The organism is Kutzneria sp. CA-103260, from assembly GCF_018263855.1.
Taxonomy (GTDB): Bacteria; Actinomycetota; Actinomycetes; order Mycobacteriales; family Pseudonocardiaceae; genus Kutzneria.
Genome location: NZ_CP073318.1, coordinates 4,931,100 through 4,947,487 on the forward strand (window position 1 = coordinate 4,931,100; position 16,388 = coordinate 4,947,487).

The window sequence follows — 16,388 nt, forward strand, 5'->3', positions numbered from 1 at the left end:
GCGGAATGCCGGGGCACGGACCGGTGTTGGCCCGAGCATGAAGGCAACCCTCAACGGCCGCGTGGTGGCCGAAGCGCCCGAGTCCGAGCTGGTGTCCATCGAGGGCAACTGGTACTTCCCGCCCTCGTCCATCGTGGACGGAGAGCTGGCGGACAGCCCCACTCCGTACACCTGCCCCTGGAAGGGTGCGGCGCAGTACCACAACGTGGCGGGTCAGGCGGACGCCGGCTGGAGCTACCCGACGCCGCCCGCGTCGGCGGTGGAGCGGGTGGGCTCGGACTTCGCCGGGTATGTGGCGTTCGACCGGCGAGTGGTGGAGATCAGCTGAGGTCCAGGGCCGCCCGCACGATGCTGTCGGCGTCGAGGCCGTGGTAGCGGTAGACGTCCTCCAGCGAGCCGGCCTGGCCGAAGCGGGTGACGCCGAGCGGGACAATGGGCACCCGGTTCACGTTGGCCAGGAAGGCAAGCGTGTGCGGGTGACCGTCCAAAACGGTCACCAGGGGCGTGGGGCGCAGCACCTGGTCCAGGATCCATGACGGACCGTCGGCGAGTCCATGCCTCGCCTGCTGCGCCTGGAACAGCAGACCGGGGCTGGTCACGCAGACGACGTCGGCTTCGATGCCGACCTGGGCGAGCCGTTCGGCGGCTTGCAGCGCCTCGGGTACGACCGCGCCCATGGCGGCGATCGTGATCGCCGGATTCTCCTTGCGGCGCAAGGCGTAGGCACCGGCGACGACCTGCCGGCGACGGCGCTCGCGGGCCGCAGGGTCGGTGGGCACGTCGGCCAGCGTCTGGTCCACCGGCCGGGTGGACAGCCGCAGGTAGGCCGAGGTTCCGTCGGGCCGGCCCAGCTTGGCCAGGCTGGCCAGCAGGGTCCACTCGACGTCGACGGCGAACGCCGGCTCGTAGGTGACGCAGCCGGGCTGCTCCAGGCCGATCGACGGGGTCGTGATCGACTGGTGCGCGCCGCCCTCCGGGGCCAGTGTCACGCCGGACGGGGTGCCGACCAGAATGGACTGTCCGCCGGCGTAGATGCCGAACGACCACGGCTCCAGGGCCCGCGACACGAACGGGTCGTAGAGCACGCCGATCGGCAGCAGCGGCTGACCCCAGCGACTCCAGGTGGCGCCGAGCTCCCCGATCAGGCCGACCAGGTTGGTCTCCGCGATACCGAGCTCGATGTGTTGTCCCCCAGGGCTTTCCCTCCAGTGCAGGATGGTGTCGGCGTCATCGGCGAACCAGTCGACGCGCTCGCGCGGCGACCACACGCCGACCTTGTTCACCCAGCCGCCGAGATTGGTGCTGGAGCTGACGTCCGGACTGACCGTGACCACGCGCCGCGCGGCCTGCGGGGCACGGCGGGTCAGGTCCAACAGGGTGCGGCCCAGGGCCGCCTGCGTGGTGGACGTGCCGTGATGAGCCCGCCCGAGGTCGAGCGGGATCGACGGCGGTTCGACTGTCGTGACCTTGTCGCGCCGCAAGCGATCCGCCGTCTCCCGGCAGAGCCTCGCGGCGTCGGTCCCCTCGGCGAACGCCTGCCACGGAGTGCCCACATCCGTGCCGAGTCGCTGGGCCAACTCCACCATCTGGTCGGCGGTCAGCAGGGAGGAATGGTTCTGCGGGTGGCCCTGGGTGGGCAACCCGTTGCCCTTCACCGTGTACGCGAAGATGACGGTCGGTCGGGTGTCCTCGATCTGCTCGAAAGCCCCGTCCAGCGCGGCGAGGTCGTGCCCGCCCAGATTGCGGATCGCCGCCAGCAGCGTCTCGTCGTCCACATCGGACAGCAGGTCGGCCACGTCCGGGTCGCCGGCCGGCAGGCGGTCCCGCAGTTGCGCCGCGTCGCACCGCAGCAGCCGCTGGTACTCGGGATTGGGCATGCCGTCGATACGGTGGCGCAGGGCCGCGCCGCCGGGGCGGGCGAACAGCTCCGCCAGCAGCCGCCCGTACTTGAGGGTGATCACCTGCCAGCCGGCGCCGGCGAACATGTCGCGTAGCCGGTCGGCGGCGATCTGCGGCACCACCCGGTCCAGCGACTGCCGGTTCAGGTCGACGATCCAGACGATCTCCCCCAGCTCAGCCACCGACGGGTCGAGCACGGCCTCCCAGACCGCGCCCTCGTCCAGCTCCGCGTCGCCGAGCAGCGAGTACTGGCGGCCGGCGCCGGCGGTCCCGATCGCCGTGTCGACGTAGCGGCGGGCGATCGCGCCCCAGATCGGGGCGGTCGCACCGATGCCGACCGAGCCGGTCGAGTAGTCGACCGGGTCCGGGTCCTTGGACCGGCTCGGGTAGCTCTGCAGGCCGCCGAAGGCCCGCAGTGTCGGCAGGTAGGACTCGTCGAGCTCGCCGAGCAGGTAGTTGATGGCGTGCAGCACCGGCGAGGCGTGCGGCTTGACCGAGACCCGGTCCTGCGGGCGGAGGTGCCGGAACCACAGCGAGGTCATGATCGACACCATCGACGCGCTGGACGCCTGGTGCCCGCCGACCTTGAGGCCGGAGGCGTTGGGGCGCACCAGGTTCGCATGGTGGATCACCGCCGTGGACAGCCACAGCACGCGCCGCTCGATCTCGGTCAGCACGGCCAGCGCGGCCGGGCTCTGCCTGGTCATCGGTCCACCTTCCCGGGGTGCACAACGTGCTCAAATGACAACACCGACGCTCACGACGCACAATGCAGAGGCGTTGGGTTGAGCAAAACGCACAGATCCGTACCCGTGCGGACCGGGGAGAGCGAGCAGAGTGCGCAACGAGGACCGCTTCGACCAGACCGATATCCGACTGCTGCAGGCCCTGGCCGAGCAGCCGCGGGCCACCGCCGTGGCGTTGGCCGAGCAGACCGGGCTGTCCCGCAACACCGTGCAGGCCCGCCTGCTGCGGCTGGAGCAGCCGGGCGTGCTGGACACGTTCGAGCGGCGGATCCCGCCGCGGGCGCTGGGCTATCCGCTGACCGCGCTGGTGACGATGGTCGTCACCCAGCAGCGCCTGGACGAGGTGGCCGCCGCGCTGGCCGACGTGCCCGAGGTGCTCCAGGTGCACGGCATCAGCGGCCAGCCCGACCTGTTCGCGCAGGTGGTGGCCGAGGACGCCGACGACCTGTACCGGATCGCCGGCCGAATGCTGGCGATCCCCGGGGTGGAGCGGACCAGCACCGCCCTGGTGATGCGGGAACTGGTCAGCTACCGCATCACTCCCCTACTCGAGAAACGAGCCCGATAACCCCGCGAGTCCCGCTCTCAGGCAGCCATATGTCGAGTTTCGGAACTCGACATTCAGTTGCCCGAGAGCGGGACTCGCGGGTCAGTGGGCGGGGGTTTGGGTGTCGATGATGGCCCAGGCGGCGGCTGCGTCCTGGACGCCGATGCCGGTGCTGTTGTAGAAGATCACGTCGTCGGGGGAGGTGCGGGGCGAGCGAAGGCCGGTCACGACGTCGCCCAGCGCTACCAGATCCGCCTTCGCCACAACGCCGATGATCGGGCCGGCGTGGCCGGCGGCGGTCTCGGGGTCGTCGACGACCACGGCAGCAGCCCGGCGGACCAGGTCCTCGTCGACCTCGCGGCGGCTGGGTTCGAAGGAGCCGACGCTGACGACAGTGGCCCCGGGCGACAGCCACGCGCCACGGACCACGGGCTCGCGGCTGAGGGTGCAGGTGACGACGATGTCGGCCCCGGCAACGGCTTCCTCTGCGCTGTCCACCGCCCGCGCATCGAGCTCGGCGGCGGTCGCCACACGCCGGTCCGACGGGCTCCAGATGCGGACGTCGGCCAGCTCGCGAACCCGGGAAATGGCCCGGACATGGGCCTTGGCCTGCACACCGGAGCCGATCACCGCCAGCGTCGCGGCCGCCGGCACGGCCAGCAGGTCCACGGCGACGGCGCTGCCGGCGGCGGTGCGCAGGGTGGTCACGGCGCCGCCGTCCATCGCGGCCACGGGCTGCCCGGTGACCGGGTCGAAGGCGATCACCAGGGCATGGATGCTGGCCAGCCCCCGGGCCGGGTTGCCGGGGTTGATGCTGCCGACCTTGGCCACCGCCCCGGTGTCGCCGGACATCCTTGCGGCGTAACAGAACACCACCGAGTCGTCGAAGCCGCTGGGATGCATGATCTTGTGCGGCAGGTCGACCGCTCCCCTGGCCAGCGCGGCGAACGCCCGGCGCTGCGAGGCGATCGCGGCGTCCGGATCCAGCAGGGACTCGACTTCGGCGGCCGACAGGAACAGCATGCCGCCCAACGTATCAGCCGGCCCGCGCCAGCCGGATGCCGTGCCACGTCACGTAAATCAGCGAGACCGTGGTGAGCAGCTCGGACCAGTAGAACGCGCCGTAGTCGATCAGCGCCCCGATCGGCGGCGAGCCGGGGGCGGCGTTGCGGAAGCCGACCAGCGCGAACAGGGTGGCGGCCATCCAGCCCATCGCCGGCCACACCAGGCCCATGTCCTTGGCCACGATGGTCAGCGCCGCACCGAGCACGGTCAGCGCGAGCGCCCACATGACCACCATCAGGAACCACGCCAGCGCCGACGAGCCGATCGACCGGCCGGCCACCGCGTGCGCGCTCATCAGGCCGGGCTTGAAGCTCACGTCGTCCAGCCGGCCGGTGAACAGCGAGTCGTAGGAGCGGAACCGCAGCGACACCGGCACGTTCTCGTCGCCGAATGTCACATAGAACTCGATCGAGGCCGAGTAGGTGTCGAACGGATAGTCCGACACCAGGCCGTCGTCCACGCCGAACCGCACGTTCTGCAGCGAGAGCCGGTCGTGCGCCTTGAAGCGCAGCGCGCCGGCGCTGAGCGACGAGGTGTCCACCACGAGGTCCTTGGCCGGCCCGGTCGAGACGTCCTCGGCGAGGGTGCCGCGCAGCAGCGGGATCACCCGCAGGTCCAGCTCGCGGGCCGCGGTGTCGACCCGCTGCAGGGTGACGTCCAGCTCGACCCGGTTCGGGTCGTCGCTGCCCGCGACGTACTCGGCCGTGCCGCGCTGGGCGTCGGTCCGGTAGCCGATGATGCCGCTGGTGGTCAGCACCGCGATCACCAGGCCGACCACGATGATCCGCGCCTTGTTCATCCGGCGTCACGCTAGGCGAGCCGTCCTCGGACGGCACGGCGATTCACCTGTTGGTGTCGGTCAGGAACTCCTCGACCACCGCCGCGAACTCGTCCGGCCGGGTCTCGTGCACGAGGTGGCCGGCCTCGATCCGCACGAGCCGGGCCGTCGGCAGGAAACCGGCCATGGCGGCGATGTCGGCTTGCGGCAGGTGGCTCTGCCCGCCCCCGGCAATCACCAGCGTCGGAACGGCGATCGTGGCCAGCCGGGCCGGCCAGTCTGGACCGGGATCGTTGAGCTCGGCCAGGATCGGCGCGCGCAACGCCCAGTCGTAGTCCAGCTCGCCCGCCGGCCGAGGGCCGAGTTCACGGCCCAGCGGCACCGGCGGCGGCGCTTCCTCCAGCACCATCGCGGCGACCCGGTCGGGGTACTGCTCGGCGAAGCGGTAGGCGACGACGCCACCCATGGAATGGCCGACGAGCACGGCCTGCTCGATGTCGTACGCGTCGAGCAGGCCGTGCAGGTCATCGGCGAACAGGTCGAACGAGTAGGCCTCGGCGTGCCGGCTCCGGCCGTGTCCACGCTGGTCCGGGGCGATGACGTGCCAGCGGTCGGCGAACCGGGGCGCGAACCCCGCCCAAGTGCCGCCGTCGCCGGTGACGCCGTGCAGCAGGACCATCGCCGGGGCCGACGGCGACCCCCAGCTGCGCGTGAACAGTTCCACGCCGACTGCCTATCACGATCAGCAGTTCGGCGTGGGGGCTTTGCCGGCGAAGCGGTCCCCGAGCCAGTTCAGCGCCGCCGTGCCGTAGACACTGACCGCCACGATGTGGCCGGCGAGCGGAACCGGTTGCCACTGCACGGAAGCGCCGAGGGCGCAGAGCCGGTCGCGGAGCTCTTCGCCGACGTGGAACGGGATCAGCTCGTCGAGTGTGCCGTGGTAGAGCAACACCGGGGCGGCCGGCTTGTGCGCGCCGAGGCGGTTCTCGGCCAGCCGCGCCTGCCAGCGCGGATCCTTGATCATGTCGGGCACGGTGGTCAGATTGTTCAGCCGGTCGAACGGATCGGCCAGCGCGAGTTCGACTATGCAGGAGGTTTCGACCTTCTGCACGACCTCGCGGCCCTTGGCGTTGAGCACAGTGGCGAAGGGCAGTTCGGGATACGCCGCCGCGTAGCCGACGGCCGCGCCGGCGACGAGGCTGAAACCGGCGTTGCCGTCGTTGTAGGCGGCGACCTCGCTCAGGTCGGCCGGCACACCGCCCTCGGTGATGCCGACGACCGGCAGCTCGGGCGCGTACGTCGGCTGTAGTTCGCCGGCGGCCGCCGCGGCCTGGCCGCCTTGGGAGTAGCCGAACACGCCGACCGGTGCGGCCGGGCTGAGGCCGGCGCCGTCGACCTTGCTGGCCACACGGGCCACATCGAGCAACGCATGGCCCTCGGACTGGGCGACGGCGTAGGTGTGCGTGCCCGGGGTACCCAGGCCCTCGTAGTCGGTGAGCGCGACGGCGTAGCCCTTGAGCATGGCCTGGGCCAGGAAGGCGATCTCGACCTCGGTGCCGGTGCGCAGGTGGTAGGACGGCGCGCAGTCGTCGCCGAGGCCCTGTGTGCCCATGGCGTAGGCCAGGATCGGCCGCTGGCCCGGGCCGGTCCACGGGATCGGCGGCACCAGCACCAGGCCGGACACCGCGTTCGGCGCGCCGGTGGCGGAGGTGGAGCGGTAGAGCACGAGCCAGGTGTGGACCGGGGCGGAGAAGACGCGGAACGGCTCCGGGTACCAGTCGACCTGGCGTTGCCGGATCAGGTCGCCGGCCTGGCCGGGCAGCGGCGAGGGCGGCGTGTAGAAGGGGTCTTGGGACGGCGCCGGCGGGCGGGCATCGGCCTGAGCGACGGCGGCTGTGTCCATCAACCCCGGGGCAGCCAGCAGGGCCGTGCACAGGGCGAGCAGCGGCACGAGCACTCGGCGAAGCATCGTTGCCTCCGAGCTGAAGTGGTAATCAGGATTTTCACAAGGTAGGCGCGGCTCGGGTAATCTGGCAATCCCGATTACCAGTTTTTGTCACGCGGGTGAGGAGTCGGCCATCGCCAGACGCGGCTACGCGGGAGTGGCCTCCGAGCAGCGGCGGGCGCAGCGCCGGCAGCGGCTGCTGGAGGCGGCCCTGCACCTGTTCACCACGCTCGGCTACCGGCAGACCAAGATCGTCCAGATCTGCGCCGACGCCGGCGTGTCCACCCGCAACTTCTACGAGGAGTTCACCGGCAAGGAGCAGCTGCTGGTCACCCTGCACGACCTGATCAACTCGGCCGCCCTGGAACAGGTCCGGACGGCGCTGGCGAAACTGGACTCACCGGACGTCGTCACCCGGATCACCGTGCTGCTGGACGCCTTCGTCGCCAGCGTCACCGCCGATCCCCGGCTGCCGCGGCTGAACTACGTCGAGGCGGTCGGCGTGAGCGAGGAACTGGAGCGACAGCACCAGGAGTGGGTCACCCGCTGGGCCGACTTCATCGAGTCCGAGGCCCGACACGCCGCCGCCCACGGCGTCGCCCCCGACCGGGACTACCGCCTCACCGCCATCGCCCTGGTCGGCGCGATCACCGGACTGCTGCGAGAATGGCAGGCGCACCGTCCGCCGTGGCCGGTCGCCGACATCGCCGCCGAGATCCGCGGCGTGATGCTGGCGGCGATCCTGCGCTGATCACCCGCCCCACCACCGCCCACCGATGCCACATGTGCGCCACAGTCGACTTCAGGTCACGAACGCGGACCACATGTGGCGGTGAAGGGGGAGGTCAGGGGGTGAGGAGGGTGGTGCGGCGGCGCCAGGCCCAGCGGAGCAGGCCGAGGCTGACGATCAGCGTGGTGAGGTTGATGGCCAGTTCGAGCAGGCCGGCCCCGCCGGGCAGCCACCAGATGCCGTTCTCCAGGTCGTACAGCGAGTCGATGCCCAGCAGGTAGACGCCGGCGCCGCCGCCGGCCAGCAGCCAGAGCAGGGCGCTGGGCCGGCGGGCGAGCAGGGTGACGGTGGCGCCGAGCAGGCAGATCAGCAGCCAGGTGTCGGCCAGCGGGAAGGAGTTCTCGAACTCGACGTAGCCGGCGCGGGTCTCGCTGGCCACCACGTCCCGGGCGAACAGCCACAACAGGATGTACGACACCGTGATCACGGCCGACACCAGCAGCACCGCGACGATCCGCCGGCGGCTGCCCTCGCTGATCTCCATGCGGGCATCTTCCGGCACACAGGACCGTGTGGACAGCGCCGGACGGGTCCACGCAACCGAATTCCCCGAGCTTGGGATGAACCAGGCGGACTCCGTGATCGTGTCCTTGGACAGAGGGAGAGGAGTTAGGCTCGGCGATGCTTCACCAGGGCGTAGCAAATGCGACACAGGTCACATCTCGCCGGGAAACCATCCGGGCCGCCGCGATGTTGTTGAAATTTGAACATGTAATCGGTCGTAGCGCGGCCACTGGCAGATCGGAGTCCACCATGTCGACGAGCGACGCCGAGGCAACCGTCCGCACCCGGGTGCGGATCCCGCTCCGCTTCGCCGACGGCTTCTCCGTCACCGCGGAAGCGGTCACCTTCCACGGGCTGGCCGACGGCCTGGAGCACGTGGCGATGGTGTTCGGGGACCCGACGACCGGCACTCCCCTGGTGCGCCCGCACTCCGAGTGCCTGACCGGCGACGTGTTCGGCTCGGCCCGCTGCGACTGCGGCCCACAGCTGCGGGAGGCCGTGGAGCGCATCTCGGCGGCCGGCGGCGTGCTGCTCTACCTGCGCCAGGAAGGCCGCGGCATCGGCCTGTACAACAAGCTCGACGCGTACGCCCTGCAGGACAACGGCCTGGACACCTACGCCGCCAACACCGCCCTGGGCCTGCCCGAGGACGGCCGCGACTACACCGCGGCCGCGCAGATGCTGGCCGCGCTGGGCGTGCAGAAGATCGACCTGCTGTCCAACAACCCCGACAAGGCCGAGCAGCTGCGTGAGCTCGGCGTCACGGTGCGCCGCCGCGTGCCGACCGGCGTGTTCGCCACCGACAGCAACCTGCGCTACCTGCGGGCCAAGGTGGACCACACCGGACACACCATCACGTTGTCCAGTCTCGTGAGTTGAGGCCCATGAAACTGCCGTATGTCGTGCTGTCGGCGGCCGTGAGCATCGACGGCTACCTCGACGACGCCGGGTGCCGGCGCCTGCTGCTGTCCTGTCCGGAGGACTTCGACCGGGTGGACGCGGTGCGGGCCGACGTGGACGCGGTTCTGGTGGGGGCCAACACGATCAGACGTGACAACCCGCGCCTGATCGTGCACTCCGAGCAGCGGCGGGCCGAACGCGAGGCCCGCGGGCTGCCTGCGCACCCGATGAAGGTGATCGTCACCGGTTCCGGCGACCTCGACCCGGAGCTGGCGGTGTGGGGCTGCGGCGGCGAGAAACTGGTGTTCACGGTGGACTCCGCCGCCGAGAAGGTGCGCGACCGGCTCGGCACGCTGGCCGAGGTGGTCAGCACCGGTGCGGTGTTCGACTGGCACACCGTCCTGGCGCGACTGGGCGAGCGCGGCGTGGACCGGCTGATGGTGGAGGGCGGCGGCACCGTGCACACCCAGCTGGTGGCGCTGAACCTGGCCGACGAGCTGCACGTCGCGGTGGCCCCGCTGGTGGTCGGGCAAGCAGAGGCGCCGCGTTTCCTGCGCCCGGCCAACTATCCCGGCGGGCCGACGGCCCGGATGAAACTCCTCGGCTGCACCCAGGTCGGCGACGTCGTGCTGCTGCGATACTCGCCCAAGGACCTGACCTGTTGCCAGTAGGAGGAACACATGCCCCTGTTCGACCTCTCGGAACCGGAGCTGGCCGAGCACAGGGTGACCGCGACCGAGCCGGACGGCCTGGACGCGTGGTGGGCGGGCCGGATCGAGCGCGCCCGCGCGGCGGCCGAGCCGACAACGCTGGTGCGGCACGAGGAACTGGCCTACGGGCCGATGCCGGTGTGGGACGTGGAGTTCTCCGGCGACGGCGGTGACCGGATCCGGGGCTGGTACCTGCGGCCGGCCGGCTCCGAGGGCCAATCGCTGCCGATCGTCGTGCGGTACATCGGTTACGGCGGCGGGCGCGGACTGCCGCTGGAGCACACGCTGTGGGCCGCCGCCGGATTCGCCGTGCTGGTGATGGACACTCGCGGCCAGGGTGCGCGGTGGACGGTCGGCGCGACCGGGGATCCGGGGCGGACGCCGGCCGGGCCGGAGGTGCCCGGCGTGATGACCCGCGGCATCGCCAGCCCGGAAACCTATTACTACAGCCGGCTTTTCGTGGACGCCGTGCGCGCGGTCGACGTGGCGTCCGAATTGGACGGTGTGGATCCGGCCCGGATCGCCGTCGGCGGCGGCAGCCAGGGCGGCGGGCTGGCGATCGCCGCGGCGGCGCTGTCCGGCGACCGGGTCCGGGTGTGCCACGCGGACATCCCGTTCCTGTGCGACCTGCACCGGGCCGTGCGGATCGGGCCGAAGTCGCCGTACACGGAGATCAGTGATTTCCTGGCCCAGCACGTGGAAATGGTGCCGGCCGCGCTGGAGACCCTGCGCTACGTCGACTGCGCGCTGCTGGCCCGGCGGATCACCGCGACCAGCCTGTTCAGCGTGGGGCTGATGGACATGGTGTGCCCGCCGTCCACGGTTTTCGCGGCGTACAACGAGATTCGCGCGCCCAAGGAGATCGCCGTGTCGCCGTTCGGGGTGCACGACGTGCCGCGCGGGCACGTCGAGCGGCAGCTACGCCATCTTCGTGAGCACCTCGGCTGAGGCCGGCTCGGGCCGAGGCAGCAGCGCGGCGGCGCCGACGACGAGAAGCCAGAGATCCCCGGGATATCCGGCCAGTCGCTCGGCCCCGCCGACGCCGACCAGATCCGGCGCGAAGATCGACAGGGTGGTGCCGACCAGGCCGACCACCGCCAGCACGATGCCGAACAGGCCGAGCCCGGTGCGCCGGGATGCCAGTCCCAGCAACAGGATGGCCACGCTGCCCACGGGCAGGTTCAGCGCGCCGATCAGGTGCAGCGGCAGGTCCTCGTTCTCCGGCGCCGCGCCGACGAGCACCTGGCCGGCGCCGGCCAGGATCCACAGCAGCACGCCGAGCGAGGCCATGCTGGTCGGCGGCCAGACCGAGCCCATCAGCCCGACCCCGGCCACGGTGAGCAGGCCGGCGATGATGAACGACGCGTTCATCGCGCCGGCCAGCGGCGAGCACACGTAGTTGCCCATGAACCGGCCGCAGGCCGTGTTGCCGAGGTCGCTGATGTAGTTGTCCCACCAGCTGTACGGGGTGCGCCACTGCGACGCGACGGCGACCTGGGCGACGAAGTACTGGACCACCGCGACGATCCAGAGGAATCCGCCCACCGCCGCGCGTTTCTCCGCCTTCGTCATGACTCGGAGGGTGATCCTGCTTCCGAACCCCGGCAACCGGCGTCCCCCTAACGAGCGAAGCTCAATCCGCGAGTCCCGCTCTCAGGCAGCTGAAACACAGGTTCCGGAACTCGACATTCGGTTGCCCCAGAGCGGGACTCGCGGGTCAGGCGCGGGTGGTGGCCAGCTCGGGGAGGGCGTCGTGGTCGGGTAGGTCGGTGTCGACGTCGCGGACCACCCGTACGAAGAAGCCGCAGAGTCCGACGACCACACCCAGCACGCCGGTGCCGAAGAAGACCAGGGCCATGCCGCCGCCGGGGCCGCCGGGCACGAGCGAGCCGAACACCGGCAGCAGCGCGCCGCCGCGCTGCATGCCCGGCTCCAGCACGGAGTCGGACAGCGGCCCGATCACCGCCAGGGCCAGCGGCAGGGCCAGGTTGTCGATCACCTGCCGGGCCCCGAACACCCGGCCCTGCATGGCCGGGTCGACCTTCACCTGCCAGATGGCGTCGAGATTGCCGCGCAGGAACGGCATGCACAGCCAGGAGCAGAACCAGCTGGCGGCCCACCAGAACATGCCGCCGCCCATGCCCAGCACGATTCGGCCCAGCGAGTAGTACACCAGAACCGCCAACAGCATCGACCGCACCGGACGCACCGGCGGCGGTCGTAACAGCATCACCACCCCGCCGACGACGCCGCCGACGGCCCCGACGGTCTGCACCAGACCGGCGGCCAGCTCGTCGTTCCCGGTGCGTAACAGCACCATCGGCATGAGGACCTGCCAGCCCATCACCGACAACATGCTGACCACGAAGAACGTCAGCTGGAGGCCGACCAGCCCGGGCCGGGCGGCGATGTAGCGGAAGCCCACCCAGGCGCCGTGCCACCAGCCGGCGGCGCGGGCGGCGGTGCGGTCGGGCTGCGGGATGCTGACCAGGAACACGGTGCCCACCGCGACCAGGCCGGCCAGCACGGCGATCAGCACCACGAGATCGATTCCCAGGCACTGCAAGGCAACCGCGCCCAGTGTCGGGGCGACCACGTTCTGCACCGAGTCGGCAATCGTTCGCATGGCGTTGGCCCGGGACAGGTCCTCTTTGGCCACCATCAGCGCGATCGTGGCCGAATAAGCCGGCACCTCGAACGCCACCAGCACGCCGGTGATCGTGTTGGCCAGGAACAACTGCCAGACCTGCACACCGTCCACGGCGAACAGCACCAGCAGCGCGCCCAGCACCACCACGGTGCCGGCGTCGCCGACGGCGATGGTCAGCCGGCGCGGCAGCCGGTCGACGGCCGCGCCCGCGAACGGGCTGACCAGCATCGTCGCCACGAACGCGACGCCGGTCATCAGCGACAGGTCCACCGCGCTGTGCGTGCGCATGAACAGCCAGACGCCGAACCCGAAATTGACCATGCGGGCCGCGCTGACCGACAGGATCTGGCCGGCCCACAGGATCGAGTAGCCGCACAGACCGCCGGGGCGGTTCCATCTGTTCACAGGCAGCGCCCCATCGGGGCATCATCGCCAGCCGCCGGGCCGGTCCGCAAGATCAAGATCGACTTTCTGGTCTACCTGACAGCAAGCCGATGCCCTTCAGTCTCCCCGCCCCCACCAAGAAGGGAGCATCCCACACGTTCACCGTCATGAAGGGCCCCATCCTCACGATAGACGTCATGAAGGGCCCCTTCCTCGCGTTGAACGTCAGGAAGGGGCCCTTCATGACAGTCGTCAGGTGATCCGCTGGCTGATCACGATGGAGCCGGCCACCGCCAGCAGCGAGACCAGCGTGCCCAGGGCCAGCCACGGCTGGCTGGCGTCGACCTGCTTGGTCTCGTAGCCGATCTGCGAGGCCAGGTTGCTGTAGACGCTCTGCAACTGGCCGGCGCTCTCCGCGTCGTAGGCCTCGCCGCCGGACAGCTGGGCGACCTGCTGCATCGCCTGCTGGTCACCGGGCACGTCCTCCTGCTGCCCCTGCACGTCGGCGGTGCCGCCCTTGGTGCCGAAGTAGATGCCGGAGATCGGCATCTGCGCCGCCTTGGCCGCCTTGGCCTGCGTGTACGCCCCGCGCTGGGCGTTCGGGTCGGCCGGGTTGTTCTCCCGGCCGTCGGACAGCAGCACGATGCGGGCCGGCGGCGGGCCGTCCGCGCCGGTGATCAGCTTGCCGAAGGACTGGATGGACTGGATGGCCGCGGCGATGGCGTCGCCGGTGGCGGTGCCCTCGGCCGGCTTCAGCGCGTCGATGCCGTCCTTGACCTGCTGGCGGTCCGTGGTCGGCGACACCAGGGCGGTGGCCGAGCCGGCGAACTCGATCAGCCCCAGGTTCACGCCCGGGGTCAGCTGGTCGGCGAACGACTTGGCCGCCTTCTGCGCCGCGGCCAGCCGGCTCGGCGGGATGTCCTTGGAGTTCATGGACAGCGACACGTCGATCACCAGCATCACGGTGGCCCGGTTGCGCGGCACCTTCTGCTCGGCCGTCGGGCCGGCCAGCGCGATGCTGAGCAGGATCAGGCCGACCGCCAGCACCGCTGGCGGCACGTGCCGGGGCCAGCCCGGCCGCCGCGGCGCGACCCGGGACAGCAGCTCGGGATTGGTGTAGCGCTCGGTGTCCCGGCGACGCAGCCGCTGCATGACCAGGTACCCGACCGCGAGCGCGGCCACCACGACGATCAGCAGCAACCAGAGCGGGTCAGTGAAACCCGACAAACTCACTGTGCCCCCGCCTCGCTGACGCTCGGCGGCGGCGTTCGCCGGCTCGCTGTGTCGATGGGCGAATCCGCAAGCTCCTTCACCCAGCCACGCCCCCGGACCACCGCCGCTTACGGGCCACCACGAATCGGACCATGTCAGCGATCCAGTCGGAGTCGGTGCGCAGCACCAGGTGCGCGCAGTTGGCCTGCCGGAGTCCGGCGGCGACCTGTGCGCGGTGCTCGTCCGCGGCGGCGGCGAACTGGCGGCGCAGCAACGGCGAGGCGTTCACCTCGCGCTGCCGGCCGCTCTCCGGGTCCACCAGCGTCACCAGGCCGACCTCGGGCAGGTCGACGTCCCGTGGGTCGACGATCTCGACGGCCACCAGGTCGTGCCGGGCCGAGAGCCCGCGCAGCGGCCGCTGCCAGGACAGGTCGCCCAGGAAGTCGGAGATCACGACCACGAGCCCGCGACGGCGCGGCGGCCGCCGTAGCTGCTCCAGCAGCGCCACCAGATCGCCCCGCACGCCCTCCGGCGCCCGTGGCGTCATCGCCACCCGTCGCACGAGGGTGCGGGCATGGGCCAAGCCGCCCCGCGCGGGCAACCGAACCATCTCCTGGCCGGTCGACAGCACGGCGCCGATGCGGTTGCCGCCGCCACCGGTCAGGTGCGTGAACGCGGCCACGGCGGCGACCGCCAGGTCGCGCTTCTCGCAGGCGGCGGTGCCGAAGTCGAGGCTGGCCGACAGGTCGACCGCCAGCCACGTCTCCAGCTCGCGGTCGGCGACCGTCTCGCGGATGTGCGGCTGCGTGGTGCGGGCCGTGACGGCCCAGTCCATCCGGCGCACGTCGTCGCCCGGCTGGTACGGCCGCGCCTCGCCCGGCTCCGTGCCCGGCCCGGGCACCAGGCCCAGGTGGTTGCCCTGGAGCAGGCCGTCCAACCGGCGGCGCACGTCCAGCTCCAGCGTGCGCAGCGCCGACTCCAGCTTCTCCTCCCTCAGGACGGGAGGAGCCCAGCGGGGGCGGGGTTCGGTCACAGGCCCACCTCGCTAGCGCTCGGCGGGTCTGCGACCCAGGTCCCTGCGCTGAATGGTGCCCTCGCGAGCTCGGTCACGGCCTACCGACCGGCGCGGGCGGCTGCATCGGCCCGAGGTGCGGCTGGAACGGCTGCTGCTGCGGCTGCGGGCCGGTGGCGATCGGCTGGCCGGCCTGCGGCCGCGCAGAGACCTGCGGCAGCGGCACCGTCTGCAGCACGCGGGCGACGATGTGGTCCAGCGGCACGCCGTCGGCCAGCGCGTCGTAGGACAGCACGAGGCGGTGGCGCAGCACGTCCGGCACCACGTCCACCACGTCCTGCGGGAGCACGTAGTCGCGGCCACGGACCAGGGCCAGCGCGCGGGCGGCGGCCACGATGCCGAGGCTGGCTCGCGGCGAGGCGCCGTAGGCGACCCAGCCGGCCACGTCGGTCAGGCCGTGGTCGCCGGGCGAGCGGGTGGCCAGCACCAGGCGCACCACGTAGTCCACCAGGGCGTGGTGCACGAACACCTTGGCCGCCACGTCCTGCAGCCGGACCAGCTCGTCGGTGCCGAGCACCTGCTGGGCCTGCGGCGGCGCGACGCCCATCCGGTAGACGATCTCGCGCTCCTCCTCGGCCGTCGGGTACTCCACGACGATCTTGAACAGGAACCGGTCGCGCTGGGCCTCGGGCAGCGGGTAGACGCCCTCGTTCTCGATCGGGTTCTGGGTGGCCAGCACCAGGAACGGGTCCGGCATCGGGAAGGTCTGGCCGCCGATCGACACGTGCCGCTCGGCCATCACCTCCAGCATCGCCGACTGCACCTTGGCCGGCGCCCGGTTGATCTCGTCGGCCAGCACGAAGTTGGCCACCACCGGGCCCAGCTCCACGTCGAAGGTCTCGCTGGCCTGCCGGTAGATGCGGGTGCCGAGGATGTCCGCGGGCACCAGGTCCGGGGTGAACTGCACCCGGCTGAACGTGCCGCCGACCACCTTGGCGAAGGTCTCCACGGCCAGCGTCTTGGCCACGCCGGGCACGCCCTCCAGCAGCAGATGCCCCTTGGCCAGCAGGCCCACGAGCATGCGCTCGACCAGCCGGTCCTGGCCGACGATCACCCGCTTGACCTCGAACACGGTGCGCTCGAGCAGCTGGGCGTCCCGAGCCGGGGTGTTCGGCGGCGTGCCCTCGGTGTTGGCGGGCTCGGCCACGTGCGGACCTCCTAGATGACGGCGTGCTCCGACGGTAGG

General features: G+C 71.2%; 17 protein-coding genes. 6 read left to right on the top strand and 11 right to left on the bottom strand.

Annotated features, from left to right (window positions below; genetic code table 11):
- The first annotated feature begins 37 nt into the window (after positions 1-37).
- Positions 38-328, top strand: a complete 291-nt coding sequence (locus tag JJ691_RS21310; RefSeq protein WP_211770481.1) for a DUF427 domain-containing protein — start codon at positions 38-40, stop codon at positions 326-328.
- On the opposite strand, the gene JJ691_RS21315 is transcribed toward JJ691_RS21310, so the two are convergent.
- Complete coding sequence (locus tag JJ691_RS21315) at positions 321-2,606, bottom strand: transketolase-like TK C-terminal-containing protein (protein WP_211770482.1); 2,286 nt, start codon at positions 2,604-2,606, stop codon at positions 321-323. The genes JJ691_RS21310 and JJ691_RS21315 overlap by 8 nt on opposite strands.
- A 130-nt stretch (positions 2,607-2,736) precedes the next feature.
- Here JJ691_RS21315 and JJ691_RS21320 point away from each other — a divergent pair, with 130 nt between their 5' ends.
- Positions 2,737-3,213: an Lrp/AsnC family transcriptional regulator gene (locus tag JJ691_RS21320; RefSeq protein ID WP_211770483.1), complete on the top strand. Its 477-nt coding sequence runs from the start codon at positions 2,737-2,739 to the stop codon at positions 3,211-3,213.
- Positions 3,214-3,294: 81 nt separating this feature from the next.
- Here JJ691_RS21320 and JJ691_RS21325 read toward each other — a convergent pair whose 3' ends face one another.
- Genes JJ691_RS21325 through JJ691_RS21340 form a run of 4 tightly spaced genes read right to left on the bottom strand, consistent with a single transcriptional unit; the run spans position 3,295 to position 7,004 of the window.
- Positions 3,295-4,215, bottom strand: coding sequence for an ornithine cyclodeaminase family protein (locus tag JJ691_RS21325; protein WP_211770484.1), 921 nt, complete (start codon positions 4,213-4,215; stop codon positions 3,295-3,297).
- Positions 4,216-4,228: 13 nt separating this feature from the next.
- Positions 4,229-5,056 (bottom strand): DUF4436 family protein, encoded by an 828-nt coding sequence (locus JJ691_RS21330; protein WP_211770485.1) that lies wholly within the window; start codon positions 5,054-5,056, stop codon positions 4,229-4,231.
- A 43-nt stretch (positions 5,057-5,099) separates the two neighbouring features.
- Positions 5,100-5,759 carry an alpha/beta fold hydrolase gene (locus tag JJ691_RS21335; RefSeq protein WP_249228090.1) on the bottom strand — a complete coding sequence of 220 codons (660 nt, stop codon included), beginning with the start codon at positions 5,757-5,759 and terminating at the stop codon, positions 5,100-5,102.
- An 18-nt stretch (positions 5,760-5,777) separates the two neighbouring features.
- Entirely contained in the window at positions 5,778-7,004 is a 1,227-nt protein-coding gene (locus JJ691_RS21340; RefSeq protein ID WP_249228091.1) for a lipase family protein, read from the bottom strand.
- 133 nt (positions 7,005-7,137) lie between these two features.
- Here JJ691_RS21340 and JJ691_RS21345 point away from each other — a divergent pair, with 133 nt between their 5' ends.
- Positions 7,138-7,731 carry a TetR/AcrR family transcriptional regulator gene (locus JJ691_RS21345; RefSeq protein ID WP_249228092.1) on the top strand — a complete coding sequence of 198 codons (594 nt, stop codon included), beginning with the start codon at positions 7,138-7,140 and terminating at the stop codon, positions 7,729-7,731.
- 94 nt (positions 7,732-7,825) lie between these two features.
- On the opposite strand, the gene JJ691_RS21350 is transcribed toward JJ691_RS21345, so the two are convergent.
- Complete coding sequence (locus tag JJ691_RS21350; RefSeq protein WP_211770486.1) at positions 7,826-8,254, bottom strand: hypothetical protein; 429 nt, start codon at positions 8,252-8,254, stop codon at positions 7,826-7,828.
- Positions 8,255-8,523: 269 nt separating this feature from the next.
- On the opposite strand from JJ691_RS21350, the gene JJ691_RS21355 reads away from it, so the two are divergent.
- Genes JJ691_RS21355 through JJ691_RS21365 form a run of 3 tightly spaced genes read left to right on the top strand, consistent with a single transcriptional unit; the run spans position 8,524 to position 10,832 of the window.
- On the top strand, positions 8,524-9,153 hold the full coding sequence (locus JJ691_RS21355; protein WP_211770487.1) for a GTP cyclohydrolase II: 630 nt from the start codon (positions 8,524-8,526) through the stop codon (positions 9,151-9,153).
- 5 nt (positions 9,154-9,158) lie between these two features.
- A complete protein-coding gene (locus tag JJ691_RS21360) occupies positions 9,159-9,845 on the top strand; it encodes a RibD family protein (protein WP_211770488.1) in 687 nt (228 codons plus the stop codon).
- Positions 9,846-9,854: 9 nt separating this feature from the next.
- Positions 9,855-10,832 (top strand): acetylxylan esterase, encoded by a 978-nt coding sequence (locus JJ691_RS21365; protein WP_211770489.1) that lies wholly within the window; start codon positions 9,855-9,857, stop codon positions 10,830-10,832.
- Here JJ691_RS21365 and JJ691_RS21370 read toward each other — a convergent pair.
- The 5 genes from JJ691_RS21370 to JJ691_RS21390 all read right to left on the bottom strand — a co-directional run bounded on the left by JJ691_RS21370 (position 10,803) and on the right by JJ691_RS21390 (position 16,349).
- On the bottom strand, positions 10,803-11,456 hold the full coding sequence (locus tag JJ691_RS21370) for a DUF998 domain-containing protein (RefSeq protein ID WP_211770490.1): 654 nt from the start codon (positions 11,454-11,456) through the stop codon (positions 10,803-10,805). The two genes, JJ691_RS21365 and JJ691_RS21370, sit on opposite strands and share 30 nt — an antisense overlap.
- Positions 11,457-11,601: 145 nt before the next feature.
- Positions 11,602-12,939, bottom strand: coding sequence for an MFS transporter (locus JJ691_RS21375; RefSeq protein ID WP_211770491.1), 1,338 nt, complete (start codon positions 12,937-12,939; stop codon positions 11,602-11,604).
- 231 nt (positions 12,940-13,170) lie between these two features.
- Positions 13,171-14,151, bottom strand: coding sequence for a VWA domain-containing protein (locus JJ691_RS21380; RefSeq protein WP_211770492.1), 981 nt, complete (start codon positions 14,149-14,151; stop codon positions 13,171-13,173).
- Positions 14,152-14,227: 76 nt separating this feature from the next.
- Positions 14,228-15,163, bottom strand: coding sequence for a DUF58 domain-containing protein (locus JJ691_RS21385; protein ID WP_211770493.1), 936 nt, complete (start codon positions 15,161-15,163; stop codon positions 14,228-14,230).
- Positions 15,164-15,236: 73 nt separating this feature from the next.
- On the bottom strand, positions 15,237-16,349 hold the full coding sequence (locus JJ691_RS21390; RefSeq protein ID WP_249228093.1) for an AAA family ATPase: 1,113 nt from the start codon (positions 16,347-16,349) through the stop codon (positions 15,237-15,239).
- Positions 16,350-16,388 lie beyond the last annotated feature (39 nt).